This window comes from Citrobacter sp. Cpo221, from assembly GCF_030332345.1.
GTDB classification, from domain to species: Bacteria; Pseudomonadota; Gammaproteobacteria; order Enterobacterales; family Enterobacteriaceae; genus Citrobacter; species Citrobacter portucalensis.
Map to the genome: position 1 here is coordinate 210,583 of NZ_JAOWIA010000052.1, position 26,741 is coordinate 237,323.

Annotated in this window: 30 protein-coding genes and 5 tRNA genes; 16 read left to right on the top strand and 19 right to left on the bottom strand. The window is 51.5% G+C overall.

Annotation, left to right across the window (positions count from 1 at the left end):
* Positions 1-72: 72 nt before the first annotated feature.
* From csrA to OGY72_RS12920, 11 genes are all read left to right on the top strand, one after another.
* Complete coding sequence (gene csrA, locus OGY72_RS12870; RefSeq protein ID WP_000906486.1) at positions 73-258, top strand: carbon storage regulator CsrA; 186 nt, start codon at positions 73-75, stop codon at positions 256-258.
* Positions 259-594: 336 nt separating this feature from the next.
* A tRNA-Ser gene (locus OGY72_RS12875) sits at positions 595-687 on the top strand.
* A 3-nt stretch (positions 688-690) separates the two neighbouring features.
* A tRNA-Arg gene (locus OGY72_RS12880) sits at positions 691-767 on the top strand.
* 60 nt (positions 768-827) lie between these two features.
* A tRNA-Arg gene (locus tag OGY72_RS12885) sits at positions 828-904 on the top strand.
* A 60-nt stretch (positions 905-964) separates the two neighbouring features.
* A tRNA-Arg gene (locus OGY72_RS12890) sits at positions 965-1,041 on the top strand.
* Between the two features lie 60 nt (positions 1,042-1,101).
* Positions 1,102-1,178 (top strand) — tRNA-Arg (locus OGY72_RS12895).
* A gap of 252 nt (positions 1,179-1,430) precedes the next feature.
* Positions 1,431-1,997 carry a fructose-1-phosphate/6-phosphogluconate phosphatase gene (gene yqaB, locus OGY72_RS12900; protein ID WP_003825960.1) on the top strand — a complete coding sequence of 189 codons (567 nt, stop codon included), beginning with the start codon at positions 1,431-1,433 and terminating at the stop codon, positions 1,995-1,997.
* A complete protein-coding gene (locus OGY72_RS12905; protein WP_003825961.1) occupies positions 1,994-2,422 on the top strand; it encodes a YqaA family protein in 429 nt (142 codons plus the stop codon). The genes yqaB and OGY72_RS12905 overlap by 4 nt, the downstream gene beginning before the upstream one ends.
* Before the next feature lie 77 nt (positions 2,423-2,499).
* A complete protein-coding gene (gene gshA, locus OGY72_RS12910) occupies positions 2,500-4,056 on the top strand; it encodes a glutamate--cysteine ligase (RefSeq protein ID WP_286547833.1) in 1,557 nt (518 codons plus the stop codon).
* 149 nt (positions 4,057-4,205) lie between these two features.
* Positions 4,206-4,721, top strand: a complete 516-nt coding sequence (gene luxS, locus OGY72_RS12915) for an S-ribosylhomocysteine lyase (RefSeq protein ID WP_003037312.1) — start codon at positions 4,206-4,208, stop codon at positions 4,719-4,721.
* 345 nt (positions 4,722-5,066) lie between these two features.
* A complete protein-coding gene (locus OGY72_RS12920; protein WP_286547834.1) occupies positions 5,067-6,437 on the top strand; it encodes a carbohydrate porin in 1,371 nt (456 codons plus the stop codon).
* Positions 6,438-6,485: 48 nt separating this feature from the next.
* Here the strand turns inward: OGY72_RS12920 and emrB are convergent, their stop codons facing one another.
* The 14 genes from emrB to OGY72_RS12990 all read right to left on the bottom strand — a co-directional run bounded on the left by emrB (position 6,486) and on the right by OGY72_RS12990 (position 20,652).
* On the bottom strand, positions 6,486-8,024 hold the full coding sequence (gene emrB, locus OGY72_RS12925) for a multidrug efflux MFS transporter permease subunit EmrB (RefSeq protein WP_003825966.1): 1,539 nt from the start codon (positions 8,022-8,024) through the stop codon (positions 6,486-6,488).
* 16 nt (positions 8,025-8,040) lie between these two features.
* On the bottom strand, positions 8,041-9,213 hold the full coding sequence (emrA, locus tag OGY72_RS12930; RefSeq protein ID WP_003825968.1) for a multidrug efflux MFS transporter periplasmic adaptor subunit EmrA: 1,173 nt from the start codon (positions 9,211-9,213) through the stop codon (positions 8,041-8,043).
* A gap of 129 nt (positions 9,214-9,342) precedes the next feature.
* A complete protein-coding gene (gene emrR, locus OGY72_RS12935; RefSeq protein ID WP_003037300.1) occupies positions 9,343-9,873 on the bottom strand; it encodes a multidrug efflux transporter EmrAB transcriptional repressor EmrR in 531 nt (176 codons plus the stop codon).
* A 90-nt stretch (positions 9,874-9,963) separates the two neighbouring features.
* Positions 9,964-10,299: an L-valine transporter subunit YgaH gene (ygaH, locus tag OGY72_RS12940; RefSeq protein WP_003825969.1), complete on the bottom strand. Its 336-nt coding sequence runs from the start codon at positions 10,297-10,299 to the stop codon at positions 9,964-9,966.
* A complete protein-coding gene (locus OGY72_RS12945; RefSeq protein ID WP_200921251.1) occupies positions 10,289-11,026 on the bottom strand; it encodes an AzlC family ABC transporter permease in 738 nt (245 codons plus the stop codon). Before OGY72_RS12945 ends, ygaH begins: the two co-directional genes overlap by 11 nt.
* Before the next feature lie 122 nt (positions 11,027-11,148).
* Positions 11,149-12,333, bottom strand: coding sequence for an MFS transporter (locus OGY72_RS12950; protein WP_286547835.1), 1,185 nt, complete (start codon positions 12,331-12,333; stop codon positions 11,149-11,151).
* Between the two features lie 190 nt (positions 12,334-12,523).
* Positions 12,524-13,519, bottom strand: coding sequence for a glycine betaine/L-proline ABC transporter substrate-binding protein ProX (gene proX, locus OGY72_RS12955; RefSeq protein ID WP_043017315.1), 996 nt, complete (start codon positions 13,517-13,519; stop codon positions 12,524-12,526).
* A 67-nt stretch (positions 13,520-13,586) separates the two neighbouring features.
* Positions 13,587-14,651, bottom strand: a complete 1,065-nt coding sequence (gene proW / locus OGY72_RS12960; protein ID WP_286547836.1) for a glycine betaine/L-proline ABC transporter permease ProW — start codon at positions 14,649-14,651, stop codon at positions 13,587-13,589.
* Positions 14,644-15,846, bottom strand: a complete 1,203-nt coding sequence (proV, locus tag OGY72_RS12965; protein WP_003037282.1) for a glycine betaine/L-proline ABC transporter ATP-binding protein ProV — start codon at positions 15,844-15,846, stop codon at positions 14,644-14,646. Before proV ends, proW begins: the two co-directional genes overlap by 8 nt.
* Before the next feature lie 354 nt (positions 15,847-16,200).
* Positions 16,201-17,160, bottom strand: coding sequence for a class 1b ribonucleoside-diphosphate reductase subunit beta (gene nrdF / locus OGY72_RS12970; protein ID WP_063940983.1), 960 nt, complete (start codon positions 17,158-17,160; stop codon positions 16,201-16,203).
* 10 nt (positions 17,161-17,170) lie between these two features.
* Positions 17,171-19,315 carry a class 1b ribonucleoside-diphosphate reductase subunit alpha gene (gene nrdE / locus OGY72_RS12975; RefSeq protein ID WP_193134568.1) on the bottom strand — a complete coding sequence of 715 codons (2,145 nt, stop codon included), beginning with the start codon at positions 19,313-19,315 and terminating at the stop codon, positions 17,171-17,173.
* A complete protein-coding gene (gene nrdI, locus OGY72_RS12980; RefSeq protein WP_003825987.1) occupies positions 19,288-19,698 on the bottom strand; it encodes a class Ib ribonucleoside-diphosphate reductase assembly flavoprotein NrdI in 411 nt (136 codons plus the stop codon). Before nrdI ends, nrdE begins: the two co-directional genes overlap by 28 nt.
* Positions 19,695-19,940, bottom strand: a complete 246-nt coding sequence (nrdH, locus tag OGY72_RS12985; RefSeq protein ID WP_048236625.1) for a glutaredoxin-like protein NrdH — start codon at positions 19,938-19,940, stop codon at positions 19,695-19,697. Before nrdH ends, nrdI begins: the two co-directional genes overlap by 4 nt.
* 280 nt (positions 19,941-20,220) lie before the next feature.
* Positions 20,221-20,652: a carboxymuconolactone decarboxylase family protein gene (locus tag OGY72_RS12990; RefSeq protein ID WP_003825991.1), complete on the bottom strand. Its 432-nt coding sequence runs from the start codon at positions 20,650-20,652 to the stop codon at positions 20,221-20,223.
* A gap of 90 nt (positions 20,653-20,742) precedes the next feature.
* Between OGY72_RS12990 and pdxR the strand changes: the two genes are divergently transcribed.
* On the top strand, positions 20,743-22,077 hold the full coding sequence (pdxR, locus tag OGY72_RS12995; RefSeq protein ID WP_286547837.1) for a MocR-like pyridoxine biosynthesis transcription factor PdxR: 1,335 nt from the start codon (positions 20,743-20,745) through the stop codon (positions 22,075-22,077).
* Between the two features lie 123 nt (positions 22,078-22,200).
* The gene (locus tag OGY72_RS13000; protein ID WP_003037262.1) at positions 22,201-22,551 is read left to right on the top strand and encodes a DUF2002 family protein; all 351 of its coding nucleotides are present in this window, start codon (positions 22,201-22,203) and stop codon (positions 22,549-22,551) included.
* Between the two features lie 36 nt (positions 22,552-22,587).
* Here the strand turns inward: OGY72_RS13000 and alaE are convergent, their stop codons facing one another.
* Positions 22,588-23,037 carry an L-alanine exporter AlaE gene (gene alaE / locus OGY72_RS13005; RefSeq protein ID WP_003037259.1) on the bottom strand — a complete coding sequence of 150 codons (450 nt, stop codon included), beginning with the start codon at positions 23,035-23,037 and terminating at the stop codon, positions 22,588-22,590.
* Positions 23,038-23,594: 557 nt separating this feature from the next.
* On the opposite strand from alaE, the gene stpA reads away from it, so the two are divergent.
* On the top strand, positions 23,595-23,996 hold the full coding sequence (gene stpA, locus OGY72_RS13010) for a DNA-binding protein StpA (protein ID WP_008785604.1): 402 nt from the start codon (positions 23,595-23,597) through the stop codon (positions 23,994-23,996).
* 36 nt (positions 23,997-24,032) lie between these two features.
* Here stpA and OGY72_RS13015 read toward each other — a convergent pair whose 3' ends face one another.
* The 3 genes from OGY72_RS13015 to OGY72_RS13025 all read right to left on the bottom strand — a co-directional run bounded on the left by OGY72_RS13015 (position 24,033) and on the right by OGY72_RS13025 (position 25,139).
* Positions 24,033-24,212, bottom strand: coding sequence for a GDFGVC terminal motif YodC-like protein (locus OGY72_RS13015; protein WP_003825999.1), 180 nt, complete (start codon positions 24,210-24,212; stop codon positions 24,033-24,035).
* 90 nt (positions 24,213-24,302) lie between these two features.
* On the bottom strand, positions 24,303-24,830 hold the full coding sequence (locus tag OGY72_RS13020; protein ID WP_286547838.1) for a rhodanese family protein: 528 nt from the start codon (positions 24,828-24,830) through the stop codon (positions 24,303-24,305).
* Between the two features lie 9 nt (positions 24,831-24,839).
* Positions 24,840-25,139, bottom strand: coding sequence for an ArsR/SmtB family transcription factor (locus tag OGY72_RS13025; protein WP_003037247.1), 300 nt, complete (start codon positions 25,137-25,139; stop codon positions 24,840-24,842).
* A 183-nt stretch (positions 25,140-25,322) separates the two neighbouring features.
* Between OGY72_RS13025 and OGY72_RS13030 the strand changes: the two genes are divergently transcribed.
* Positions 25,323-25,481, top strand: a complete 159-nt coding sequence (locus OGY72_RS13030; protein ID WP_003037242.1) for a YqaE/Pmp3 family membrane protein — start codon at positions 25,323-25,325, stop codon at positions 25,479-25,481.
* Between the two features lie 95 nt (positions 25,482-25,576).
* Positions 25,577-26,026, top strand: coding sequence for a peptidoglycan-binding protein LysM (lysM, locus tag OGY72_RS13035; RefSeq protein WP_063940987.1), 450 nt, complete (start codon positions 25,577-25,579; stop codon positions 26,024-26,026).
* Between the two features lie 12 nt (positions 26,027-26,038).
* On the opposite strand, the gene csiR is transcribed toward lysM, so the two are convergent.
* Complete coding sequence (gene csiR / locus OGY72_RS13040) at positions 26,039-26,725, bottom strand: DNA-binding transcriptional regulator CsiR (RefSeq protein WP_148361574.1); 687 nt, start codon at positions 26,723-26,725, stop codon at positions 26,039-26,041.
* Between the last annotated feature and the right edge of the window lie 16 nt (positions 26,726-26,741).

The window sequence follows — 26,741 nt, forward strand, 5'->3', positions numbered from 1 at the left end:
TTTGGCGTTATATGATGGATAATGCCGGGATACAGAGAGACCCGACTCTTTTAATCTTTCAAGGAGCAAAGAATGCTGATTCTGACTCGTCGAGTTGGTGAGACCCTCATGATAGGCGATGAGGTCACCGTGACAGTTTTAGGGGTGAAGGGCAACCAGGTGCGCATTGGCGTAAACGCCCCGAAAGAAGTTTCTGTCCATCGTGAAGAGATCTACCAGCGTATCCAGGCTGAAAAATCCCAGCAGTCCAGTTACTAAGGTTTTCGCGTCTCACCTCTCTGGTGAGGCGCAACCTGATTGAGTGACCCTTTTTCTTCTCTTTTCTTCTTCGTCTTCCCCATTTTTTCGATTCCACTGCGCGTAATGCCTTTTCCTGCGAAGTTTCCGTTTGCTCACTCCTTCAGGAAATTGCCAATTTATCTGTTGATAAAACACTCTTTTTGCCGTTTTTGCAGACTAATTGCGCGTGAAATGTGCAAACGATAAAAGCTCTGGAAAAATTGTTTGACTTATAAGTCCCAGAAAGTAATATGTGCGCCACGCAGCGACGATGAGCAGAAACAAGTTCTTCGAAGCACTCGCAAGAGGCGTGTTGGTGAGGTGGCCGAGAGGCTGAAGGCGCTCCCCTGCTAAGGGAGTATGCGGTCAAAAGCTGCATCCGGGGTTCGAATCCCCGCCTCACCGCCATTTGCATCCGTAGCTCAGCTGGATAGAGTACTCGGCTACGAACCGAGCGGTCGGAGGTTCGAATCCTCCCGGATGCACCATATTAATTGATAGCGCTTTAGCAGCGACATCAAATCTGCAGTAAAGTAAGTTTCCCTGATGCATCCGTAGCTCAGCTGGATAGAGTACTCGGCTACGAACCGAGCGGTCGGAGGTTCGAATCCTCCCGGATGCACCATCTCTTACTTGATATCGCTTATCACGGTATCAGTATCGGCAGTAAAGCAAGTTTCCCGATGCATCCGTAGCTCAGCTGGATAGAGTACTCGGCTACGAACCGAGCGGTCGGAGGTTCGAATCCTCCCGGATGCACCATCTCTTACTTGATATCGCTTATCACGGTATCAGTATCGGCAGTAAAGCAAGTTTCCCGATGCATCCGTAGCTCAGCTGGATAGAGTACTCGGCTACGAACCGAGCGGTCGGAGGTTCGAATCCTCCCGGATGCACCATCTTCTCCTAAATAACAGCGAAACTGTTGTTTCATGGTCTGCGAGATAATCGCGAGCACCAGGGAGGATAACGTTGCTTCAGCAACGGCCCGCAGGGCGAACACGAGTGAGTAATCCTCCCGGATGCACCATCTTCTCCCTCCCTCTAAATCATTTCCACATACTCTCTGAACACCCCTCAATTCGCTGTCAGCGACAAAATCAATCAATTACGATAAAATAACGTCTGGTCACTCGGCTTGTGAGAAGACGATGTACGAACGTTATGCGGGTTTGATTTTTGATATGGATGGTACCATCCTGGATACCGAGCCTACGCATCGTAAGGCGTGGCATGAGGTATTGGGGCATTATGGACTACGGTTTGATGAACATGCCATGGTCGCCCTCAATGGCTCCCCAACGTGGCGTATTGCGCAGTCGGTAATTGAATTGAACCATGCCGATCTTGATCCTCATGCACTGGCACGTGAAAAAACCGACAAGGTGAGAAGCATGCTGCTGGATAGCGTCCAGCCTTTGCCGTTGGTTGATGTCGTGAAAGCCTGGCATGGTCGTCGTCCTATGTCGGTAGGTACGGGTAGTGAAAGCGCAATTGCAGAAGCGCTGCTCGCTCACCTTGGTCTGCGTCGCTATTTTGATGCTGTAGTCGCAGCCGATCACGTACAGCACCATAAACCGGCTCCTGATACGTTTTTGCTTTGTGCCGAACGTATGGGGGTTGTTCCGGCTCGTTGCGTCGTGTTTGAAGATGCCGATTTTGGAATACAGGCGGCGCATGCCGCGGGAATGGATGCCGTGGATGTCCGGTTATTGTGAGTGATGGACTGTCGCTCCTGTCACTGTTTGCCAGCAGTTTTCTCAGTGCCACGCTATTACCCGGTAATTCGGAAGTTGTTCTGGTTGCTTTGTTGGTCTCCGGGGTCAGTCATCCCTGGGTCTTAGTCTTAACAGCAACAATGGGTAATAGCCTTGGAGGGTTAACTAACGTTATCCTTGGGCGTTTCTTTCCATTGCGTAAAACATCGCGCTGGCAAGAAAAAGCCACTGGCTGGCTGCGGCGCTATGGCGCTGTCACACTATTATTAAGCTGGATGCCGGTTGTGGGGGATTTGCTGTGCCTGTTAGCCGGGTGGATGCGCATCTCGTGGGGCCCAGTTCTCTTTTTCTTATGCCTTGGCAAGGCGCTGCGCTATGTTGTTGTCGCAGCGGTTACGACACAAGGCATTATGTGGTGGCACTAATTGTGTTGTGGGATAGCCTTCAGGGTAACCAATACCATTATGCTAATTAAAACGATTTTGACAGGCGGGAGGTCAATTTGATCCCGGACGTATCACAGGCGCTGGCCTGGCTGGAAAACCATCCTCAGGCATTAAAGGGGATTCAACGTGGTCTGGAGCGCGAAACGCTGCGTGTTAATGCAGATGGGTCATTAGCAACGACAGGCCATCCTGAGGTGTTAGGCTCAGCGCTAACGCATAAGTGGATAACCACTGACTTTGCCGAAGCATTGCTGGAGTTTATTACTCCACCCGGTGACGACATTGAGAAAATGCTCACGTTCATGCGCGACTTACATCGTTATACCGCCAGAAACCTTGGCGACGAGCGTATGTGGCCGTTGAGCATGCCTTGCTATATTGCCGAAGGTCAGGATATCGAACTGGCGCAGTATGGTACGTCGAATACCGGTCGCCTGAAGACGCTGTACCGTGAAGGCCTCAAAAACCGCTATGGCGCGTTGATGCAGACAATCTCGGGCGTACACTACAACTTCTCGCTGCCTATGGCTTTCTGGCAGGCGAAATGCGGTGTAACCGAAGGTGAGGATGCTAAAGAGAAGATCTCCGCGGGCTACTTCCGTCTGATCCGCAACTACTACCGTTTTGGTTGGGTGATCCCGTATTTGTTTGGTGCCTCTCCGGCCATTTGTTCCTCATTCCTGCAAGGAAAACCAACAACTCTGCCGTTTGAAAAAACCGACAGTGGGATGTATTACCTGCCGTACGCAACGTCGCTGCGTCTGAGTGATTTGGGCTATACCAATAAGTCGCAAAGCAATCTCGGAATTACGTTTAACGATTTGCATGAGTATGTGGCAGGATTAAAGCGCGCGATTAAGACGCCTTCCGAGGAGTACGCGGCGATCGGTCTGGAGAAAGACGGTAAGCGTCTGCAAATCAACAGCAACGTTCTGCAGATTGAAAATGAGCTGTATGCGCCTATTCGCCCGAAACGCGTCACTCGTCGTGGAGAAACGCCATCAGATGCGCTTCTGCGTGGCGGTATCGAGTACATCGAAGTACGCTCTCTGGATATCAACCCGTTCTCGCCTATCGGCGTGGACGAGCAGCAGGTGCGCTTCCTCGATCTGTTTATGGTCTGGTGTGCGCTGGCTGATGCCCCGGAAATGAGTAGCGATGAATTGCTGTGTACGCGTAAAAACTGGAATCGCGTGATTCTCGAAGGGCGTAAGCCTGGGCTGACGTTAGGTATTGGCTGTGAAACAGCCCAGTTCCCGCTGCCTAAGGTTGGGAAAGATTTGTTCCGCGATCTGAAACGCGTGGCACAAACGCTGGACAGCATCGATGGAGGAGAGGAGTATCAGAAGGTCTGTGATGAACTGGTTGCCTGTTTTGACAATCCTGAACTGACTTTCTCTGCCCGGATCCTACGGTCTATGATTGATGAAGGCATTGGCGGCACGGGCAAAGCGCTGGGTGAGGCTTACCGAAATCTGCTGCGTGAAGAGCCGTTAGAAATAGAGCAGGAAGCTGAATTTATTGCTGAAACCGAGGCTTCAAAGCGTCGTCAGCAGGAGATCGAAGCGGCTGATACTGAGCCGTTTAGCGTGTGGCTGGAAAAGCACGCTTGATACAAAAGAAAAAGGCCACTCGGGAGTGGCCAAAATTTCATCTCTGAAAACAGGGATGATGATAACAAATGCGCGTCTTTCATATTCTCAGACTCGCCCCGGAACAAAGAGTTCAGATTATTTTTAAAAAATTTATCGGAGGTGGCTAAATGCCGTTGTTAGATAGTTTTACTGTCGATCACACCCGGATGGAAGCTCCCGCGGTCCGGGTTGCAAAAACGATGAACACCCCGCATGGCGACGCAATCACCGTGTTTGATCTGCGTTTCTGCATTCCGAACAAAGAAGTGATGCCTGAGAAAGGTATCCATACGCTGGAACACCTGTTTGCAGGTTTTATGCGTAACCACCTTAACGGTAACGGCGTTGAGATTATCGATATCTCTCCGATGGGATGCCGTACCGGCTTCTACATGAGCCTGATTGGTACGCCGGACGAACAGCGTGTAGCCGACGCGTGGAAAGCGGCAATGGCGGACGTGCTGAAAGTACAGGATCAGAACCAGATCCCGGAGCTGAACGTTTACCAGTGCGGTACGTATCAGATGCACTCTCTTAGCGAAGCACAGGATATCGCGCGTCATATTTTGGAGCGTGATGTACGCGTGAACAGCAATGAAGAGCTGGCGCTACCGAAAGAGAAACTGCAGGAACTGCATATTTAGTCTTATTGATTAGCTGTTCTAGTATTTATATTAACCCCGGTTTATGTTCGGGGTTTTTTATTGCTTAATATAATGTGTGCTTATTATATTTGCGGCGAGAATACATTTTAATTTAAGTGATGCCTGACCTGTCGAATAATAAAGTGTGATCTGGTAAACAGAAAGAGGCGGGTAATTAACGATGCCAGAGTGTATTGATCACATAAACTAAAAAACATAAATAATTAATAGAAAAACATAATGGAATGCGCCAGATATCCGGGTAATAACAAGACTCTTTTAGTAGCCGGTAGATAGGGTTTTTATCAAATCTTATCTGGTATACATTAAACTTTAGGGATGAAAATGAAGGCTAAATATTTGGCGCTGATGATCGGTGCTTGCTTTTCTCATAACCTTTGGGCAGCAAATAATATCACTATTGAGCAGCGTCTGGCTGAACTGGAGCAACGTGTTGTTAATGCCGAAAAACGGGCATCCGATGCTGAGGCGCAAATTCGCTCGCTGAAGCAGCAGCAGGTCGCTGCTGCGCCGACGGTGAATGTCCAGTCTGCCGAGCCGATTGCAGCAGGTGAAACTCCGCCTAAGCTGACATTATCTGGCTTCAGCGATATTAAGTTCTATGGCGATGTCGAATTTAATATGGATGCGGCAAGCCGTTCCGGTAGCCTGACATCGACGAGAACGTCAGCGAATAAAGATTGGGCACCAGGAACCAATGAACGCTGGGATATTAACGGACGCCTGTTGCTGGGCTTTGACGGCTACCAGCGGAGGGGCAACGGTAATTTTGCAGGGTTCTCGGTACAGCCTCTGGCGGACTTGACCGGAAAAATGAACCTCGATGATGCCGTTTTCTTCTTTGGTCGTGAGAATGACTGGAAAATTAAGGTTGGTCGTTTTGAAGCCTACGATATGTTCCCGCTGAATCAGGATACGTTTGTTGAATATTCGGGGAATACAGCGAACGATCTCTACAGTGACGGTTACGGCTATATCTATATGATGAAAGAAGGACGGGGACGTAGCGACAGCGGGGGTAACTTCCTGCTGAGCAAAACCATCGACAACTGGTATTTCGAAGTTAACACATTGCTGGAAAATGGCAGTACGTTATATACCGAGAAGCAGTACCACGGAATGGATTTAACCAACGATAAAAACGTGGCTTACGTCCGTCCGGTTATCGCCTGGCAAAACGGGCGTTTTTCAACGGCGATAGCGATGGAAAGTAACGTCGTTAACAACGCCTACGGCTATTACCAAAATGGGACGTGGATCGATCAGTCAGATCGTACGGGCTATGGTTTTACCATGACCTGGAATGGTCAAAAAACGGACCCGGAAGATGGCGCAGTGATTAACCTGAATACCGCCTATATGGATGCGACCGATGAGACAGATTTTACCGCTGGGGTGAATGCGTTGTGGCATCGATTTGAACTGGGTTATATCTATGCGCATAACAAAATCGAAGCCTTCAATGCTACCAATATCGATGCCGTTTGTGAGGATGATTGCTGGATCACCGATCCCGGCAATTATGACATTCACACTATTCATGCCTCATATTTATTCCCCAATGTGATGGATATGAAAAACTTTAACATCTACCTCGGCGCCTATGCTTCATGGGTAGAGGCCAATCCGAATAATGGTGATAACAGCGAAGATGCGCGTTACGGCGGGCGTCTGAGATTCAAATATTACTTCTGATTGTAGGTCTAATAAAAAAGGGATCCGCAGATCCCTTTTATCAGATAGTTAGTGTGCGCCACCACCACCGCCGCCCGCACCGAAGGGCGGTTTGGCGAACCACACCAGGCCAAGCAGGACCAGGAATATCCCCGCCGACATCCAGAAGATTTCGTTAGCGGAAATAATCAGCCCCTGATTGGTGATCTGCTGAGCTATCCAACCTGACGCCTGCTGGTGCGTCATCCCTAAATCCTGCAGCTTATCGTACATAGCCTGTGCATTTGGGTTATAGGGGTTAACAGATTCCGTTAGCTGAGCATGGTGCAGCGACTCGCGGTTCGTCCACATCGTCGTCGTAATCGATGTGCCGATGGAACCTGCCAGCGTTCGCGTAAAGTTCGACAAGCTGGATGCCGCCGCCAGACGCTCAGGCGGTAAACCGGACAGCGTAATGGTGGTTAGCGGCATAAAGAAGCAGGCTACCGCGAACCCCTGAATAAACTGCGGCCAGGCCGATGCGCCAAAGTCCATACCCGGCTCGAACGTCCACGCACGCCAGTAGAAACAGACGGCGTACATAATAAAACTGAACGTCACCAGCCGACGCATATCCAGCTTGTGCGCGAAGCGGCCGATAATCGGCGACAGAATCACCGGAATCACCCCAACCGGCGCTGATGCCAGACCAGCCCAGGTTGCCGTATATCCGTATACCTCCTGCAACAGCTGCGGCAGCAGGACGATTGCGCCGAAGTAGAGCATATAGGCCAGACTGATACACAGACAGCCGATGGTAAAGTTGCGCGACTTAAACAGCGAAAGATCGACAATGGGGTGCTCGTCGGTAAGCTCCCAGACGATCAGGAAGCTGATAGCAACCACGGCGACCACCGTCAGGATGATAATCTCCTGCGAGGCGAACCAGTCCAGCTCTTTGCCGCGGTCGAGCATAATCTGCAAACTGCCGATACCGATGACCAGCAGTGCCAGACCAATGGCGTCAATGCGCCGTTGCTCGGTTTTGGTTTCCCGACCGCGCAGGGTTTGCAGGGTCATCAAAACCACCACAGCCCCGATTGGCACGTTGATGAAAAATATCCAGCCCCAGTGATAGTTGTCGCTGATATAGCCCCCAAGAATAGGACCACATATCGGGGCAACAATCACCGTCATCGACCATAACGCGAGGGCGATGGAACGCTTGGCAGGTGGATAGTTATTCAGCAACAGGCTCTGTGACAGCGGAATTAATGGACCGGCAACAATACCCTGGATTACGCGGAAGAAAATCAGCATGTTCAGGCTGGTGGACATCCCGCATGCCCATGACGCAATGACGAAGGCGATAGTTGACCACATAAAGAGTCTTACTTCGCCAAAGCGTTTTGCCAGCCAGCCGGTGATCGGAATAGAGATAGCGTTCGCCACCCCGAATGAGGTGATCACCCAGGTTCCCTGGCTCAGTGAAGAGCCGAGGTTCCCGGCGATAGTGGGGATCGCCACGTTAGCAATGGTGGAGTCCAGCACCTGCATGAATGTCGCCAGGGACAGCGCGATCGTCATAATGACGAGCTGCGCGCCTTCCAGCGGTTTTTGCTGTTGCATCACACGCACCTTTGAATTAGCCCGCGTTGGCCCGCACGATCTCTTCGATCATCTTATTGACCGGAGCAAGGTTGATTTCACGTGCATTACTTTCTGATACCGGCGTGGTACGAACCTGGCTTGCCAGAATTTGTCCGTCACGATTTGAGGTATCTACCGTAACCAGCGTAGACAAACCAATACGTAATGGATGCTGTGCCAGTTGCTGCGCATCCAGTTCGATACGTACCGGCAGACGCTGGACGACTTTGATCCAGTTGCCGGTTGCGTTCTGCGCTGGCAGCAGGGAGAAAGCGCTGCCCGTACCCATATCGAGACCGACAACTTTACCGGTATATTTTACGTCATCGCCGTAAATATCGCTGATAACGGTCGCCGGTTGGCCGATACGCATGTGCGCGAGCTGTGTTTCTTTGAAGTTGGCATCTACCCACAGGTTAGTGGCCGGAACAACCGCCATCAGCGGCGTGGTTGGGCTAATTTGCGCACCAGGCTGTACGGCGCGACGGGATACATAACCGGTCATTGGGCTGACAATTCTGGTACGTTCCAGCGCCAGCCAGGCATTGCGCACTTCGGTGGCAGCCTGTTGCACAGCGGGTTGATCTTCCAGCTTGCTACCCAGAATCATCGCCTGGTTAGCATTATATTGTTGGATCGCGACATCAAGCTGGGCCTGAGCGCTGGCGACGGCATCACGAGCATGTTGCAGCTCTTCGCGGCCAATCAGGTTGGCGTTGCCCAGCGGAACTCGGCGATTAAAGTCGCTTTGTGCCTGCGCCAGTGCGGTTTTCTGCACTTCAATGCTTGCCTGTAACTGCTTGCTGTTGATCATCAACTGGTGCGTCTGACGCACGCTGGAAGCCAGCGCAGTTTTGGCTTTTTCAAATGCCTGCTTTGCGTCTGTCTGGTCGAGGGTGACCAGCACATCGCCTTGTTTTACAAAGTCAGTGTTATCAGCCCAGACTTTCGTCACGCTGCCTGATACCTGAGCCATGATTTGAACCTGGTTCCCTGCCACGTACGCATCGTCTGTCTCTTCGACATGACGAAGTACTAAAAACCAATAAATCCCATATGCCACGGCAATGATAATAAAGAGCAAGGTCAGAAGGAGCAGCATACTTTTACGTTTGCCATTCTTCTTGACCGGTTGCTGCGGGGTTTGAGTCTCCGCATTTGCGCTCATGTTGTTCTCCACGATCTTATTTTTTTCACATCGGCTGAGCCGACCTGTTTATCAGACAGGCCAGCAGTATGCGTGCTGGCCTGTCGGTTTTTTCATTTATAAATCTGGATTTCTGAGCGAGTCGGCGCGTTAGCGCAGCGCTTCTAACACCGCGCCATCCTGCTCCATCTGATCAAGACGGGTCAGAAGTTTACGGGTAATTTGCTCAAGCTGATCTTTTTCGGTGGTGCTAAGAGACGACCAGAGCTGATGCAGGCAGTTATGCTGAGGCGGTAACACCTCTTGCAAAAAAGCATGGCCTTTCTCGGTCAATTGCAGATGCAGACAGCGGCGATCGTTATCGCTTTCACGACGTTCGATCCAGCCACGTTTTTCTAACTCATCCGCAATGCGGGTAGCGTTAGTGCGTGACGAGCCAAGCGCGCAACTCAGTTCAGAAGGCTGAATACTGTGGTTTTCCTGAGACTCCAGCGTAATCAACGCCATAAACAACGTCTCGTTAATCCCTTGAGCTTTCAGCATCTTATTGCGGTTTTCCAGCAGCTTGCCCTGCATGTGCATGCATAGGCGAGTCAGAAGCACTTCCTGATAAGGGAACTCTTCGTAGCGGCTGGCGCGAAATTTTAGCATTTGTTCAATGGGCGTAAACGAACTATCCATTTGGGTATAACCTCATTAATTTCAGCCGATATAGTAACGACAGTGACAAATAAAGTAAATGTATTATTTCTTTAAAATGATTGTTTTTATCTATAAGCCAACAAGCATTTTCCAGGCTAATCCATAGCCCAGAGCACTCAGTAACGTTGGAATGATGATGCTGCGGGTCTTATAGAAGCTTGCGCCCAGTATGACAAACCCCACCAGCGTAGGCACGAACCGACGAGCGTCGTGCATAACTTCTGGCGCGGTAGACACCACCAGCAGGGCGCAAATAGATGCAATGCCAATAGTGTCGAGTAATATGCCCGTCGCGCCGCGCTTCGTCGGGCGAACATTGCCGACCCCAAGACGGAGTGGCAAATAGCGAAAACAGTAATTAACGCAGCCGACCAACAGGCCAAGTAGCAGAACCTCATAGCTCATCAGGACCTCCCTGCCAAAATGACTGGATGAGCGCCGTCAGGCATCCGCAGACAATACCTGCAAGGATAGCGGCAGGTATGGAAAACAGCATGACGCCAGCCAGCGCCCCGGCCAGGGAGGCAGTCACGCAGAGCGCTTGTTTACGTTGGAATGACGCGAGCAGGAAGCTCATAAACAGCGCCGGGAGCATGAATCCCAGTGCCGCTTCAACCGCCGGGTAATCCTTGAGTAAACCACTGCCGGAAAACGCGCCGATCACCGTACCAAACACCCAGGAGGCCCAGGAGCACAGTGCGATGCCGATCATCCAGTTTTCACTCCAGCGCCGATTATCCCGGACCAGTTTTGCCGTTGCGGCGGCAAAGACTTCATCGGTAAGGCCAAAAGCCCACAGTGCACTTTTGGGTTTACTCAGTCGCTGGGCTATTCGGCTGCGCAGGGAAGGGCCGTACAAAACATGGCGGACATCCATGGCCATGACGGTAAGGGCGGCGACCCACAGCGAACTGCCCGCAGCGAGCATGGTGGTAATGACAAACTGGCTGGCTCCCGCATAGATAATGCAGGAGAAAAAGACGCTTTCAACCGGCGTAAAGCCAAGGCGAGTGGCATTGAGACCAAATGCAAAAGCGACCGGAATATAGCTGATGACTATTGGCAGGCTGTCTTTGAATCCTTCTGTTAACGTTGCCGAACTGGATTCAGACTGGGGTACAGGGCTTTCCATAGGGTTATAGGTTTCATTACCGAAATTAATATAACTTGGCTCAATGAGTTATAACCTTAGCAGACTGATGGGCTCCTTAACACCCTGTGGAGCCCAATCAGCGGTAAACATGCACTATACGCTTAATTTACGGCTTCCTGACGGTGAAAACCTCGCCACCAGACCACCAGGTTGAGTACGGCAACAGTCGTACCCGCCAGACAAACGCCAGCCCACCCGGCATGCTGCCAGGCGGAGGCTGAAATTAGCGAACCTGCCGCTCCGCCAATAAAATAGCTGGTCATGTATCCGGCGGTCAGGCGATTACGCGCATCCGGATGAATGCGATAGATAACCGTCTGGTTGGTGATGTGTACTCCCTGAACGGTGAGGTCCAACACCAGAATACCGATAATCAGCATGGGTACTGAAGCGTGCCCAAACCAAATAGCAAGCCAGGAGAGCAGCAGTAATAGCAGCCCCATAGTTGTGGTCAGGTGGGATTTACCTTTATCGGCAAAACCGCCCGCCGGACGTGCGCCTAACGCCCCTGCGGCACCCGCCAGACCAAACAGACCAATCATGCCTTCTGAATAGTTAAACGGCGGTGCGGCGAGCAAAAACGCCATTGATGTCCATAGGATACTGAAATTGGCAAAGGTCAGACAGCCCAGCATCGCGCGGGTACGCAGCAATTTATCGTGAATAAACAGGCTGAATACGGAGCCTAACAGCTGCGGATAGTTAAGATGAGTATCGGATTTCATCTTCGGCAGGCCGCGCCACAGCGCAATCGCCATCAGCGCCATTAATACCGATGCCACCCAAAACACGGTGCGCCAGCCGCCCAAATTGGCCAGTAATCCCGCTACGGTGCGTGCCAGCAGAATGCCCAACAGCAGGCCGCTCATAATCGTGCCGACAACTTTACCGCGCTTGTCTGGCGTGGCAAGTGTCGCCGCCAGCGGAACTAAAATCTGTGCGACTACCGAGAACAGTCCGGTCAGAGCGGTGCCGAGGATCAGCATACCCAGTGACTGACTGCTGGCGGTAATCAGCATGCCACCAGCCGCGAGCAACGTCATGGAGACGATCAGCATCCGACGTTCGAACATATCGCCAAGCGGGACTAAAAACAGCAGACCAGCGGCATAGCCGAGTTGGGCCGCGGTGACGATAAACCCTGCGGTACTGGCAGATAGCGAAAAGTTGCGCGCGATGGTGTCGAGCAGCGGCTGCGCATAATAGTTACTGGCGACGGCGAGGCCGGTGGCAATAGACATTAACAGGATCAGCGAAGGGCTAAGTCCCTGAGTAGTTTTCGTCATTGTTTTCAACTGAGTAATGGGTTGCAGAAAACAATCATAACGGAAGTGATTAAATGTTGCTGATTTGTTGAGTGATGGATTGTGCGATTGGGGGAGGGAGGATAGGCCGGATTAGGTGCATCGCGCCACCATCCGGCATTTATGCGGTTACAGGCCTGATGGCGCTACACTCATCAGGCCTGTGAGTGGATTATTTCTGCGCGGCCAGCGCTTCGTTCACCCAGCCGTCAAACTGCTGCTGGTGGGCTTTGATCCAGCCGTCAACGTGACCCTGCACGTCGGCTTCAGACGCTTTCCCGTCGTGCATCATTGCGTTCTGTGCGTTGATATCCGCCAGCGGCAGCTTCATGATGGCAAACAGTTTCGCCGCAGCCGGGTTTTTCTCCGCCCAGGCTTTATTGGCGACAATATGCATAGTGTTCACCGGGAAGCCGTAGTTGGCACCGTTTGGCAGTTTGGTATCAATATCTTTCTGCTCGCCTGGCAGGGAAGAGAACGGTACCTGCAGCCAGACCACATCTTTACCCGGCTTCATTACGTCGCTGACCCAGTACGGTGTCCAGGTGTAGTAAAGAATGGGTTTACCTTCTTTGAAGCGGGTAATGGTGTCGGCCATCATCGCCGCATAGTTACCGTGGCTGACCTCGACGGTTTTTTCCAGATCGAAAGCTTTGTTCTGGTGGTTGATTACTGCTTCACAGCCCCAGCCCGGTGAACAGCCCATCATATCGGCTTTTCCGTCACCGTTGGTGTCAAAGATTTTGGCGATCTTCGGATCTTTTAACTGGGCGATATTGGTGATTTTATACTGCTCAGCGGTTTTCTTGTCGATCAGATAACCCTGTGCGGCACCCGTAACGAATACCCCCTCGCGATAAAACTTTTTGTCTCCGCCCGCAGCGGCGTACATATCATCATGCAGCGGCTGCCAGTTCACGGCGGTAAAAGTTGCATCGCCAGAGGCAATGGAGGTATAGCCGACGTTGTAGTCAACTTCGCTGGTTTTGTTAACGGTGTAACCCAGTTTCTCCAGCGCACGGGCGACTAACTGCGTCTGGAAGGATTCTTCAGAGATAGTGCTCTGGATTGGCTGTACGGTGATGCCTTTGCCCGGCAGGTCGGCAGCGAAAGTGCTGGTGGAGACAAGGGTGGCAAACGCTGTGGCAATAATTATTTTCTGTCGCATCGTTGTTCCTTAATTATTGGAGGGACGTATAGGCCCGGTAAGCATGCGCCACCGGGCAACGGGTGAATTACTTCGTGAATGGGCGAGTGATAAGCCCAATGGGACCGGTGGTGTACCAGCGACGGTTGCCACGACTACGCGAGTCGCGACCGACGGCCTGCGTCAGGCGATCCAGGATGATGGCGAGGATCACAATCCCAACCCCGCCGACGGTGGCAAGCCCCATATCCAGACGACCGATTCCGCGCAGAACCATCTGGCCCAGTCCGCCGACGGCAATCATCGACGCGATGACGACCATTGAGAGCGCCAGCATCAGCGTCTGGTTAACCCCAGCCATAATGGTGGGCATTGCCAGCGGGAGCTGCACTTTAAACAGCATCTGACGCGGGCTGGCGCCAAACGAGCGCGAGGCTTCAATCAGATCGGCTGGCACCTGGTTAATCCCCAGAATAGTCAGACGCACGATTGGCGGCAGGGCGAAGATAATCGTCACCACTACGCCCGGGACGTTACCAATACCGAAAAGCATGACAATCGGCACCAGATAGACAAACGCGGGTGTGGTTTGCATGGCGTCCAGCAGCGGGCGAACAATTTTTGCTGCCCGTGGACTGCGCACCAACCAGATTCCCATCGGCAGACCGATAACCACGCAGAACAGCAACGCGGTCAACACCAGCGCCAGGGTTATCATGGCCTGCGACCACGCGCCGATGGCACCGATGGCAATTAAGGAAATCAGCGTAGCAACGCCCATCCCCACGCCGGAAATCTGCCAGGCAATCAGCGCGAACAGGATAATCGCTACCGGGGCTGGCATACCTAACAGCAGCTGTTGAAAGCCGTTGAGAATGTAATCCACCGGGACACGAATGCCCTGGAAGACCGGACGGAAATGGGTAACGACCCAGTCGATCCCCTCTGTGACCCAACTGTCCAGCGGGATCAGCGTCTTATGGAACGGATCCATAATATTGAAATGCTCTGGTGCCGGCGCGGGTGCACTGGTCAGCCAGTCCGCGCCACCGCCGTCAGTGGGCGCGCCTGATGGCGTACTCCAGGCATCGGCGGTTTGTGCGGCACTGTCGGCCGCTGGTGTGGTGTCCCACGGATTAGTTTGATCAGCCATTGTTTACCCCCTCACGATCTAAAGCCTGTAACAGCATGCGTTTTGAAATGACGCCCACATACTGCTGTTCCTCATCTACAACCGGCACCGCGCACGGGGCCTGACCGACATGAGAAAGCAACTCGCTGAGAGGGGTTTGTGCATCTACGGCTAACGGCTCATCGATCAATGCCGCTTCAATACCTTGCGCCTGACTTAACGCTGTTTTTAATGAGTCGATAGAGACAACGCCAACGAATTTATTGCCACGTTCAATCACGTAACCATATTCGCGATCTTTGTCCTGCAATAATTGTAGCGCTGAACGTGGACCCACCCCGGGCGTTTTACGAATTAAACCCTCGGGGCTACGGCGTGAAATATCTTTCGCACTGAAGACCTGGCTAATATCAACGCCGCGGAAGAAGGTGCGTACATAATCATTGGCCGGATTATTCAGGATTTCATCCGGCGTGCCGACCTGGACCACTTCACCGTTTTGCATAATGGCAATTCTGTCGCCAATACGCATAGCTTCGTCGAGGTCATGCGATATAAATACCACGGTACGTTGATGCTTCGCCTGTAGTTTTACCAGCTCATCCTGCATCTCAGTACGAATTAATGGGTCGAGGGCTGAGAAGGCCTCATCCATTAATAAGATGTCAGGGTTAATGGCTAATGCGCGGGCGAGGCCTACACGCTGGCGCATCCCTCCGGAAAGTTCATCCGGGTAGCCGTGAGCATAATTCTCCAGACCAACCTGACGCAGCGCATCTAACGCTTTTTCACGACGTTCATCCGCACCTACGCCGGCTAATTCCATGCCGAATGCCGTATTGTCGAGAACCGTCATGTGCGGCATCAGGGCAAAGGACTGGAACACCATCGCAATCTTTTTTCTGCGCACCTCGCGAAGCTCAGCATCGGATATCCGGGCGATGTCTACGCCGTCAATCAATACCTGTCCGCGGGTGGGTTCAATCAGGCGATTGAGAAGGCGTACCATTGTGGATTTACCCGAGCCGGATAATCCCATGATGACAAATATCTCGCCTTCTTCAATGGCCAGACTGGCGTTCTTAACGCCAAGCGATAGCCCCGTTTTATCCAGAATCTGCTCTTTTGAAAGTCCTTTTTCAATATATTTGAAGGCTCTCTGGGGATGCTCTCCAAATATCTTATAGAGATTTTTAACTTCTAATTTAATTGCCATGCAATAGAATGATTCCTGTTATTTGTTTATATCGATATATTACCTGATGGAAATAGTGACCTTTTTCTACCCTAACATACTGAGAATCTGAGACAACCCTGAATTTGGTTGTGGCATGAATATTGCCAAAGGCCAGATGGCGGGACTTCCCGTGATATAAGGGCTGAGCGCGAATGTGAGCGGGTTAATATTTTTTGTAAATGCCAATGAAAAATCGCCTGAATTGCTGGAATGCAGGCGAATAATGCGGCTGATATTGAGTGTAGATCACACAATTATATTTGCACGACAAAAGTGTGATCCTGTTAAAATATTTCCGCGAAAAATGTACGGTATTTCCCGCAGAATTGATTGCTAGAAATTCCAGTCGTCGTCTTCGGTTTCGACCGCTTTTCCCATCACATAGGATGAGCCAGAACCCGAGAAGAAATCGTGGTTTTCGTCAGCGTTGGGCGACAGCGCGGCAAGGATTGCCGGGTTAACCTCCGCCATTTCAGGTGGAAATAGCGCCTCATACCCCAAATTCATCAATGCCTTATTGGCGTTGTAGCAAAGGAAGGCTTTGACGTCATCCACCCAGCCTGTTTCTGCATACAATTCTTCCGTATAGCGCGCTTCGTTATCATACAATTCCATCAGCAGATCGAAGGCAAAGTTCTTTAACTCCTCGCGTGCGGACTCGGAAATATGCTCCAGACCTTTTTGATATTTATAACCAATGTAATACCCATGAACGGCCTCATCACGAATAATCAGGCGAATAAGATCGGCTGTATTGGTCAATTTTCCGCGGCTGGAAAAATACATCGGTAACCAGAAGCCGGAATAGAACAGGAAGGATTCCAGAAACACGCTGGCAATTTTCTTCTTCAACGGTTCGTCGCTGGCGTAATGTGCCAAAACGATCTGCGCCTTGCGCTGGAGTGGGGTATTTTCTTCACTCCAGGCGTAAGCTGCATCCACATCTTTGGTCTGGCAAAGGGTGGAGAAAATAGAGCTGTATGAACGGGCGTGCACCGCCTCCATAAAGCTGATATTCGACAGCACCGCCTCTTCATGCGGTGTTAACGAATCAGCCATTAACGCTGGTGCTCCGGCAACATTCTGAATGGTGTCGAGCAGCGTCAGCCCGGTAAAAACGCGGATTGTTAGCTGCTGTTCGGCGGCGTTCAACGTTTGCCAGGCCGGAATGTCATTGGAGAGCGGGACCTTTTCTGGGAGCCAGAAGTTACTGGTCAGACGGTTCCATACCTCAAGATCTTTATCATCCTCAATCTTGTTCCAGTTGATGGCGCTCACGCGGGATAATGTCATTTTCTCCTCCTTACAGCGCGCATGACACGCAGCCTTCTATTTCGGTGCCTTCCAGCGCCAACTGGCGTAGTCGGATGTAGTACAGGGATTTGATGCCCTTACGCCAGGCGTAAATCTGCGCTTTGTTGATATCGCGCGTGGTGGCGGTATCGGGGAAAAAGAGCGTCAGTGAAAGCCCCTGATCGACATGGCGTGTTGCTTCTGCGTAGGTATCAATGATTTTTTGTGGACCGATCTCATAGGCATCCTGATACAAGGCCAGATTCTCATTGGTCATAAACGGGGCAGGGTAGTAAACGCGCCCGGTTTTGCCCTCTTTGCGAATCTCCACTTTCGACACGATCGGGTGAATGCTTGACGTGGCATGATTGATGTAGGAGATAGAACCGGTGGGGGGAACCGCCTGTAAATTCTGGTTATAAATGCCGTAGCGCATCACATCTTCACGCAGCTGTGACCACATCTCGCGCGTCGGCAGCGTAATGCCGCTGGCGGCAAACAGCGTGCGAACCTTGTCGGTTTTTGGCTGCCAGTCGCCCTGCAGATACTGGTTAAAATATTCGCCGCTGGCGTAGCGCGACTGTTTGAATCCGGCAAAGGTTTGACCGCGCTCGCGGGCGATCTTCATTGACGTATTCAGCGCATGCCAGGTGATGGTGTAGAAATAGAGATTGGTGAAATCCAGCCCTTCCGGCGAACCGTAGGCGATCCCCTCCCGCGCCAGATACCCGTGCAGATTCATCTGCCCAAGACCAATTGCGTGCGACGCGCTGTTTCCGGTCTCAATCGAGGGCACGCTGCGGATATGGCTCATGTCCGAAACGGCGGTTAAGCCACGAACCGCCGTTTCCACGGTACGACCAAAGTCGGGTGAATCCATGGTATGGGCAATGTTTAACGAGCCGAGATTGCAGGAAATATCGTGCCCGGTCTGTGCGTAATTGAGATTTTCATCGTAGGTAGAGGCACTGTTAACCTGCAAAATCTCCGAGCACAGGTTGCTCATATTGATCCGACCGGCAATCGGATTGGCGCGATTCACCGTATCTTCAAACATGATGTAAGGATAGCCAGACTCAAACTGGATCTCGGCCAGCCGCTGGAAGAAATCGCGGGCGTTAATGAATTTTTTGCGCACACGTTCGTCGGCAACCAGTTCGTCATACCGCTCACTCACGGCGATATCACCGAACGGTTTGCCGTAAATCCGTTCCACGTCATACGGTGAGAACAGCGCCATTCGGGCATTTTCTTTCGCCAGTTGAAAGGTAACATCCGGGATCACCACGCCAAGCGAGAGCGTTTTGATGCGGATTTTCTCGTCGGCGTTTTCGCGCTTGGTATCAAGAAAACGTAAAATATCCGGATGGTGTGCGTGCAGATACACCGCCCCCGCACCCTGACGTGCCCCGAGTTGATTCGCATAAGAAAACGCATCTTCCAGCATTTTCATTACTGGGATCACCCCAGATGACTGGTTCTCAATGCGCTTTATGGGCGCTCCTGCCTCGCGCAGGTTGGAGAGTAAAAATGCCACGCCGCCGCCGCGTTTGGAGAGCTGAAGTGCGGAGTTGACCGCCCGACCAATAGACTCCATGTTGTCTTCAATACGCAACAGGAAGCAGGAGACCAGCTCACCGCGTTGCTGTTTGCCGCAGTTTAAAAAGGTTGGTGTGGCGGGCTGAAAGCGCCCGGAAAGCATTTCATCGGTCAGCTGCATCGCGAGCGTTTCATCGCCCTGCGCCAGCGTGAGCGCCACCATCGTGACCCGATCCTCAAAGTCTTCGAGATAGCGCTTACCGTCGAACGTTTTCAGCGTATAGCTGGTGTAGAACTTCCATGCGCCGAGGAACGTCTGGAAACGGAATCCGCTGGCGTGGGCGTGGTTGAATAGCTTCAGCACGAACGCGCGATCGTAGCGGGCTAACACGCTGGCATCGTAATAGCCTTCATCCACCAACGTTTCCAGACGCTCCTGCTGGCTGGCAAACGCCATCGAGTTTGGGCGGACGTGGGAGGCAAAGAAAGCCTCCACCGCCTGATGGTCTTTGTCGAACTGAATGCGCCCGGCTTTATCGTACAGATTCAGCATGGCGTTCAGGGCGTGATAATCCAGCGTTGGCTGCATTACACGTTCTGCGGTTGTCGTTGCCAAAATTCGCTCACTCCTTTTCGAACGTTGTCGATATCGCTTTGGGTGCCCATCAGCTCAAAGCGATAGAGCCACGGCACGCCGCATTTTTGTGAGATGACATCACCCGCGCGACCGTAGGCGTCACCGAAATTACGATTGCCGGAGGCGATCACTCCACGGATTAACGCCCGGTTGTGCGTATCGTTTAAAAAGCGGATCACCTGTCTTGGGACCGCGCCAGCAGTGCCGCCGCCACCGTAGGACGGCACGATTAATATGTAAGGTTCGTCTACCCGGATCCGCTCGCGTTCGTTAAGCGGAATGCGGATGGCTGGCAGCCCCAGACGCTGCATAAAGCGGTGCGTATTTTCGGAGCTGCTGGAGAAGTAGACGAGCTGACTCATGCGCTGGCCACACGGTGTTCCGGATGCAGACGGTTGATCATGTCCGGGCGAAACCCTGACCAACTGGTTTCACCCGCGACCACGACCGGTAGCTGGCGAAACCCTTGATCGCGCAGGCTATCAGCCAAATCGGGTTGTAAATCGACGTTTACCATCTCAAAGTCAAACCCACGGCTTTCCATTGCCCGTTTGGTGGCGTGGCACTGAACACAGTTATTGCGAGTGTAAATAATAATGCGCATGATTCGTATTTCCATTTAAAAATAAAAGATCGGCGCGATAGAGGGCGTCGGGTTGTGTGTGTCCTGATAGGAGAGATACTAGATGTAGTTTTAAAAAGATTCAACCATACAAGATATGGGAATTTTAGATTGATGATGAGCTGGGTGATGAGCGTGGCGGGGGAAGTGATATGTACCATCGCAGGTTGCCGGATGGCGACGCGTCGCGTCTAATCCGGCCTACAGGAAAGTACTTCCCGGGCCGGATAAGGCATTTATGTCGCCATCCGGCAGCGCAGAATCACATGCGCATCCCCACCGCCAGACGGTTAAAGCAGTTCATCAGGCTAATGGCAAATGTCAGGTCGCTAATTTCTTTCGCGCTGAAATGGTCTAGCAGCGGCAGATAAACGTCATCTTCGGCGTGAGTAGTGGCAATCTGGGTGACCGATTCGGCCCACGCCAGCGCCGCACGTTCCTGCTCGCTGAAGTGGTGACTCACCCGCCAGCCTGCCAGTGCGTCCAGTTTGGCCTGCGCAACACCGGATTTGCGCAGTGCTTTACTGTGCATTTCCAGACAAAAGGCGCAGCCGTTGATTTGCGAGACCCGCAGGTAAATCAGTTCCGTCAACGTAGGTTCCAGCGCGCAGTTTTCCAGCGCCTGGCTTGCCTGAACCAGGGCGTTATAGATTTCAGGGCTGAGTTCGTAATAGGGCTGGCGTAACATTGTCATGGTATTTCTCCTCGTTTGGATGACCCGCAATGTAGCACTATAATGGACTGCAACAGAGAGCCATATTGTTGCCAAAAAAGCAGACCATAAATGCCACGTTATCAGCAAATCGCCCGTCAGTTAAAAAACGCAATTGAGAAAGGCGAACTCAAGCCTGGCACCAGATTGCCCTCCAGCCGGACCTGGGCCCAGGAGCTGGGAGTATCACGCTCGACGGTGGAAAATGCCTATGCAGAGCTGGTGGCGCAGGGCTGGCTCGCGCGGCGTGGGCAGGCAGGAACGTTTGTCAGTGAGCAACTGCGACCAGAAAGGGCGCCTGCATCGCCTGCCATCTTCGCCGGAGAAAATCCCAGACCGCAACCTTTTCAGATGGGATTACCCGCACTCGATCTTTTTCCGCGTGAAGTCTGGGCGCGGGTGATGGGACGGCGTTTACGTACCCAAACGCGTTTTGATCTGGCGGTGGGCGATGTGTGTGGCGAACGGGTGTTACGCCAGGCAATTGTTGATTACCTGCGCGTTTCACGCAGCATAGAATGTCAGCCAGAGCAAATTTTTATCACTTCAGGCTATGCGGCATCAATGACGTTAATCCTGCGCGCTCTGGCGCATCCCGGTGAGGGAATGTGGGTCGAAGATCCCGGTTTTCCGCTGATCCGGCCCGTGGTGGCTCAGGAACGCATTGAGTTGATGCCGGTAGCGGTGGATGCCGATGGTCTGGATGTCAGTGCCGGGATCCGCGACTACCCGCAGGCGCGTTTTGTACTGCTCACTCCCGCACATCAAAGTCCGCTCGGGGTCGCCCTGTCTTTAGACCGTCGCCACCAGTTGCTGGAGTGGGCGACTCGCGCGCAGGCGTGGGTAATCGAAGATGACTACGACAGTGAATTTCGCTACCACGGCAAACCGTTGCCGCCGCTAAAAAGTCTGGATGCGCCCCAGCGGGTGATTTATGCCGGAACGTTCAGCAAATCGATGTTTCCGGCTTTGCGTACGGCATGGCTGGTGGTGCCTCTGACCCAGGTTGAACACTTTCGCCAACAAGCGGCGCTAACGGCCTGTAGCGTTCCGGTTTTATGGCAGCAAACGCTGGCAGATTTTATGCAAGATGGCCACTTCTGGCGGCACTTAAAACGTATGCGCCAGCATTATGCCGAACGACGACAATGGATGGAAAACGCCCTGACTGAACAAGGGTTTAGCGTCATTCCTCAGGAAGGTGGGATTCAACTGGTGATGAGTGTAGACGGAGATGATATTGCGCTGGTGCGCAAAGCGAATCAGGCCGGGTTAGCGGTTCAGGCGCTAAGCCGCTGGCGAATAACGTCAGAAGGAAAGGGTGGAATATTGCTGTCATTTACCAATATCAGCTCGGCGGAAATGGCGCAACAGGCGGCCTACCAACTGAGGTTGGCGCTGACATAAATCTGTACGGTTCTTAAGATATTCATCTCATCATGTTCACTCGTTTATGGACTTTTCTGAAAGCGTTGTTAATGCTGAATCAGGTAAGGTAAGCCCGCAGTAAAAGATAACGAGGAAAATAATATGTATTTACGACCTGATGAGGTGGCGCGCGTACTTGAAAAAGTGGGCTTTACCGTTGATGTAGTGACGCAGAAAACGTACGGCTATCGGCGTGGCGAAAATTATGTGTATGTTAATCGTGAAGCTCGCATGGGGCGTACCGCATTAATTATCCATCCCACGTTGAAAGAACGTAGCTCTTCGCTGGCGGAACCGGCAACGGATATTAAAACTTGCGATCATTACCAGCAATTCCCGCTGTATTTAGCCGGAGAGACTCATGAGCATTATGGTATTCCGCACGGCTTTAGCTCGCGTATTGCGCTTGAACGTTATCTGAGCGGGCTGTTTGGCGACGTTAATTCTAACTAATAACGCGACTGGCAGTGCCAGTCGCGAAGAAGCGTGTCAGGCTTTAGCCTGATGATAGCTGCTGACCTTAAACAAGCGGCGGCAATAATCAAGAAAGTAGCCATAGACAGCGCCCATCAGCATTGACACCACGATGTTCGAACTTACTGCAGCTGTAATCTGATGCCAGTCTGCGCCAACCGTCAGCAGAATAATCACATACACCGGCGACTGGAAGGTGACATAAGCCAGCACATCCGCCAGATTTTTTGCCCATCCTGCCTGCGTGGCTTTACGGGCCGCGCGCATGAACAAATCACGATACATGCCGTATGGCCACGCGATCAGTATGTTGACAGGGATAGCGACTAATCTGGAATACAGCGACTGTTCGAAGCTCATTCCAGAAAGGAATATTTCGATCAACATGTTCACGACAGAACAATAAACAACCATCGCGAACGTGTCTGCTACTGCATGACGCAAGCGTGACTGCGGAGAGAACATGTTAATGCTCCTTGTAAAAAGGGGAAAAAAGGTTTTGAATACCTTAACTGCTAGTGATTTGTCTTGCTGCTTTCGCGTTTTAATAGGATATCTGCCTGGTTAATAACTATCAACTAGCTGAAAATTTTTATTTATTGTCTTTTTGTCGATAAAATGCTCTGCAATGGTTTGTTTTTTGTTCGTTTTGGTATTTTCGTTGCTGTATTAATTAAAGTCTTTTTAGATCAAAGAGTTATTGTTGCTTGTTTTTCTGAATTTTTTGCGCTCCTTTTCTGAATGTTGACTGATGTGCAATATGTATACTCGTTGGTTCCACGAGATGCTGTGGCTTGTTTCTTAAGTGACGCGCTGAGATACCTTGCAGGTATATTCAAAGCTGCAATCAGAGTAATAGAATATATTGTCTGGGCGATAGCAGAATGGATGCTATAAATATCAGAGTTGGCTATTTGTTTAATGATAAACGAATAAATTAGACTGGAAATATAATAATCAGTTGCATACAATATTTAGCGTAATACCGTTTTTATGTTTTACGTTAAAGAGGTTTTGTTAATATGAGTTCAATGTTAAAAAACTTAAATAATATCCGCTCGCTGCGTGCAATGGCTCGTGAATTTTCCGTTGATGTACTGGAAGATATGCTTGAAAAATTCAGGGTAGTGACCAAAGAACGGCGCGATGAAGAAGAACAGCTACAGCGCCAACGTGCAGAACAGCAGGCAAAAATTAATGCCTTGCTGGCGCAGATGCAGGCAGACGGGATCAGCCCGGAGGAGCTGCTGAGCATAACACCTGCGACGGCACGTTCAGTTAAAAAACGCCAACCGCGCCCGGCGAAATATCGTTTTATCGATCTCAATGGTGAAACGAAAACATGGACCGGACAAGGTCGCACACCGAAGCCAATTGCCCAGGCGCTGGCTGCCGGTAAATCTCTTGATGACTTTTTGATCTAATTACGAAGGCGGTGAGGAGACCCTCACCGCTTATTTTCAGCAAACGCCGAAATCACCTTCTTCGGTATATCGCGTGACATCAGCTGCTTTCAGCGTGAATTTATCACCGCTTTCATTACTGGCTTGTACCGCCACAATTTGATCGTCATTGACTTCAACAACCTTCAGTTTTGGACCGCCCATACGCGGTTGAACCAGATCGCCAGGTTTAAACATATTGTTGCGCTCCTTTATTTATCATTTATCGCAGATCTCACCATAGATCACGTCAACCGGCGGGTACAGTGCTGTTTCAATGATTACCGCTTAATGAGTACGTCGGTTCCAGGGCATGATGTCCAGTAATCGCGCCATACCGCAAAAGCCGGTCATGCCAGCGAGAATCAGCCCGGCGCCTACAAAACCGCTCAGCAGGAAGAAGGCGCTGCTAACGCTATAGCCCAGAATAACGCCGAGTAGGGCAAGGCTGCCTGCGGCTATCTGCACCTGACGCATCAGCGGTAACGGTTGTGAACTGTCTTTCGCCACCGGCAACCCTGCGGCTTTCCAGCCGTCAATTCCACCTTCCAGCAACCAGACCTGCGCGGGGGCGGCGATGGCGCTCAGTTTTGTTGCCGCATTTTGTGTACGTTTGCCTGACTGGCAGTGAAAAATCACCTGCTCGGCGCGTAAATTCGCTGGCAGCGATCCCTGCTCAAGCGCGGGTAATGGCGCCAGATGTGCCTCAGGAATATGTTCGTGCAGATACTCGTCAGCATCGCGGATATCAATCAGTTTTGCACCCTGCGCGACCAGTGTCTGCGCCTCGCGCGGGGAAATCGTCCCAATAGTCATGATGGCTCCTTATGGGCAATACAGTGTTTTTAATGTGGCGATCAACGAATTCACAGCCGCATTTTTAATGGAGTAGAGGATGCGCTGAGCATCGCGCTGGCTTTCTATCAGACCTTCTTCACGCATACGCGCCAGATGCTGGGATGTGGCGGAAGGGCTAAGGCCGGTAACACGGGCTAACTCACCCGCGCTGGTACCGGGTGAACCACAGAGCATGCACAAAATCAGCAACCGTTTCGGGTTACTCATCGCTTTTAGCAGGGCGGCAGCCTGTTCAGCGCTGGCCTGGAGTTGTTCAAGTTCAGTCATATGTATTTAAGCATGATCTAAATTAAGCGTATTCTAAAATAAGTAACCAACGTACGCTAGCGTAAAGAGCGTAAAGGAGGGTAAAACAGCCGCGGAATGCTGGCAGAGTTGGGTAGAATGGCTACTCTTAGAGATAAAATCTCTTTTTAAACAATGATTAATTTTTGCTTGTAGGGAGTGTGTATGGGTTTCTGGAGAATCGTTTTTACTATTATTCTGCCCCCGCTTGGCGTGCTGCTGGGGAAGGGATTCGGCTGGGCATTTATCCTCAATATCGTTCTGACGCTGCTGGGCTACATTCCTGGTTTGATCCATGCCTTCTGGATACAGACGCGTAACTAATTCCTTTCTACTACGGCGCTTTGGCGCCGTTTTCTTTGTGCCCCTTTCTCCTCTGCTACACTTTTGGGTGTTGATTGTTAATTACCGAGGTGCATATGGGACTCTTCAATTTTGTAAAAGATGCGGGTGAAAAACTGTGGGATGCGGTCACTGGAAACCATGACACAGCCGATCTGGCAAAAAAAGTGCAGGAACACCTGAACAAAACCGGCATCCCTGATGCGGATAAAGTGGACGTGCAAATTAACGAAGGCAAAGCCACTGTTTCTGGTGAGGGATTAAGTCAGGAAGCGAAAGAAAAAATTCTGATCGCGATTGGTAATATCTCCGGTATCGCCAGCGTAGACGATCAGGTTAAAACCTCTGCACCCGCGAGCGAAAGCCAGTTTTATACCGTGAAATCTGGGGATACCCTGAGCGCTATTGCCAAACAGGTTTACGGTAATGCCAACCTGTATAACCAGATATTTGAAGCGAATAAACCAATGTTGAAAAGCCCGGATAAAATCTATCCTGGGCAGGTTTTACGTATTCCGGAACAGTAATATTATTCAGGCTTATTGCGTCAGCAATTTACCGGACATAGCCTGTTGAATTATCGGAATCGGCGTCAGCAAGTGCTGGCGCATTAATTCGCTGGCGTGCGCGGCATCACGTGCCAGAATCGCTTCGGTCAGCGTCTTGTGCTGATCGTGTTTGTCTTCCAGCATTTCAACCGACAGTACCGTTTTACGCAGCCAGATAAACCGGTAGCGTGCCGCCAGAGAGAATAGCCGTTCGCGCATTTGCAACAGATATTGTGAACCACAGCCGGCGACAATCGCCGAGTGAAACGCCTGGTGGCGCTGATCCCACTCGTCGAGCATCTGTTCGCTGGCGTCAATGGCCTCAAGCTTACTGAGCATATGCGCGCGCGCCAGAATTTCAGCTTCCCAGGCGTCGTCGCCGCGTTCAATGGCCAGTGCGACCAGCATGGCTTCCATATTGGCGCGGGCATCGAAAATATCGAGCAACTCCTGTTCTGACATCGGGGCGACACGATACCCTTTCTGATTAACCACCGTCACCAACCGCTCGGCAACTAACTGCGAAAGCGCTTCGCGTAGCGGTCCCACGCCAAGCTCATAGCGTGAGGTCAGCAGGCTCATACGCAGTTTTTCATCAGGCTGATACACACCGCGGATGATGTCGTTCTTCAGCCAGCGGTATCCATCAATGGCCGTCGGTTGGGGAATGGCGGTCATGGTCATACTCCTGAAA

Coding starts and splice junctions, on each gene's coding strand:
- csrA (WP_000906486.1), top strand. CDS start 73: ATGCTGATTCTGACTCGTCGAGTTGGTGAGACCCTCATGATAGGCGAT.
- yqaB (WP_003825960.1), top strand. CDS start 1,431: ATGTACGAACGTTATGCGGGTTTGATTTTTGATATGGATGGTACCATC.
- luxS (WP_003037312.1), top strand. CDS start 4,206: ATGCCGTTGTTAGATAGTTTTACTGTCGATCACACCCGGATGGAAGCT.
- OGY72_RS12920 (WP_286547834.1), top strand. CDS start 5,067: ATGAAGGCTAAATATTTGGCGCTGATGATCGGTGCTTGCTTTTCTCAT.
- emrB (WP_003825966.1), bottom strand. CDS start 8,024: ATGCAACAGCAAAAACCGCTGGAAGGCGCGCAGCTCGTCATTATGACG.
- emrA (WP_003825968.1), bottom strand. CDS start 9,213: ATGAGCGCAAATGCGGAGACTCAAACCCCGCAGCAACCGGTCAAGAAG.
- emrR (WP_003037300.1), bottom strand. CDS start 9,873: ATGGATAGTTCGTTTACGCCCATTGAACAAATGCTAAAATTTCGCGCC.
- ygaH (WP_003825969.1), bottom strand. CDS start 10,299: ATGAGCTATGAGGTTCTGCTACTTGGCCTGTTGGTCGGCTGCGTTAAT.
- OGY72_RS12945 (WP_200921251.1), bottom strand. CDS start 11,026: ATGGAAAGCCCTGTACCCCAGTCTGAATCCAGTTCGGCAACGTTAACA.
- OGY72_RS12950 (WP_286547835.1), bottom strand. CDS start 12,333: ATGACGAAAACTACTCAGGGACTTAGCCCTTCGCTGATCCTGTTAATG.
- proX (WP_043017315.1), bottom strand. CDS start 13,519: ATGCGACAGAAAATAATTATTGCCACAGCGTTTGCCACCCTTGTCTCC.
- proW (WP_286547836.1), bottom strand. CDS start 14,651: ATGGCTGATCAAACTAATCCGTGGGACACCACACCAGCGGCCGACAGT.
- proV (WP_003037282.1), bottom strand. CDS start 15,846: ATGGCAATTAAATTAGAAGTTAAAAATCTCTATAAGATATTTGGAGAG.
- nrdF (WP_063940983.1), bottom strand. CDS start 17,160: ATGACATTATCCCGCGTGAGCGCCATCAACTGGAACAAGATTGAGGAT.
- nrdI (WP_003825987.1), bottom strand. CDS start 19,698: ATGAGTCAGCTCGTCTACTTCTCCAGCAGCTCCGAAAATACGCACCGC.
- nrdH (WP_048236625.1), bottom strand. CDS start 19,940: ATGCGCATTATTATTTACACTCGCAATAACTGTGTTCAGTGCCACGCC.
- OGY72_RS12990 (WP_003825991.1), bottom strand. CDS start 20,652: ATGACAATGTTACGCCAGCCCTATTACGAACTCAGCCCTGAAATCTAT.
- pdxR (WP_286547837.1), top strand. CDS start 20,743: ATGCCACGTTATCAGCAAATCGCCCGTCAGTTAAAAAACGCAATTGAG.
- OGY72_RS13000 (WP_003037262.1), top strand. CDS start 22,201: ATGTATTTACGACCTGATGAGGTGGCGCGCGTACTTGAAAAAGTGGGC.
- alaE (WP_003037259.1), bottom strand. CDS start 23,037: ATGTTCTCTCCGCAGTCACGCTTGCGTCATGCAGTAGCAGACACGTTC.
- stpA (WP_008785604.1), top strand. CDS start 23,595: ATGAGTTCAATGTTAAAAAACTTAAATAATATCCGCTCGCTGCGTGCA.
- OGY72_RS13015 (WP_003825999.1), bottom strand. CDS start 24,212: ATGTTTAAACCTGGCGATCTGGTTCAACCGCGTATGGGCGGTCCAAAA.
- OGY72_RS13020 (WP_286547838.1), bottom strand. CDS start 24,830: ATGACTATTGGGACGATTTCCCCGCGCGAGGCGCAGACACTGGTCGCG.
- OGY72_RS13025 (WP_003037247.1), bottom strand. CDS start 25,139: ATGACTGAACTTGAACAACTCCAGGCCAGCGCTGAACAGGCTGCCGCC.
- OGY72_RS13030 (WP_003037242.1), top strand. CDS start 25,323: ATGGGTTTCTGGAGAATCGTTTTTACTATTATTCTGCCCCCGCTTGGC.
- lysM (WP_063940987.1), top strand. CDS start 25,577: ATGGGACTCTTCAATTTTGTAAAAGATGCGGGTGAAAAACTGTGGGAT.
- csiR (WP_148361574.1), bottom strand. CDS start 26,725: ATGACCGCCATTCCCCAACCGACGGCCATTGATGGATACCGCTGGCTG.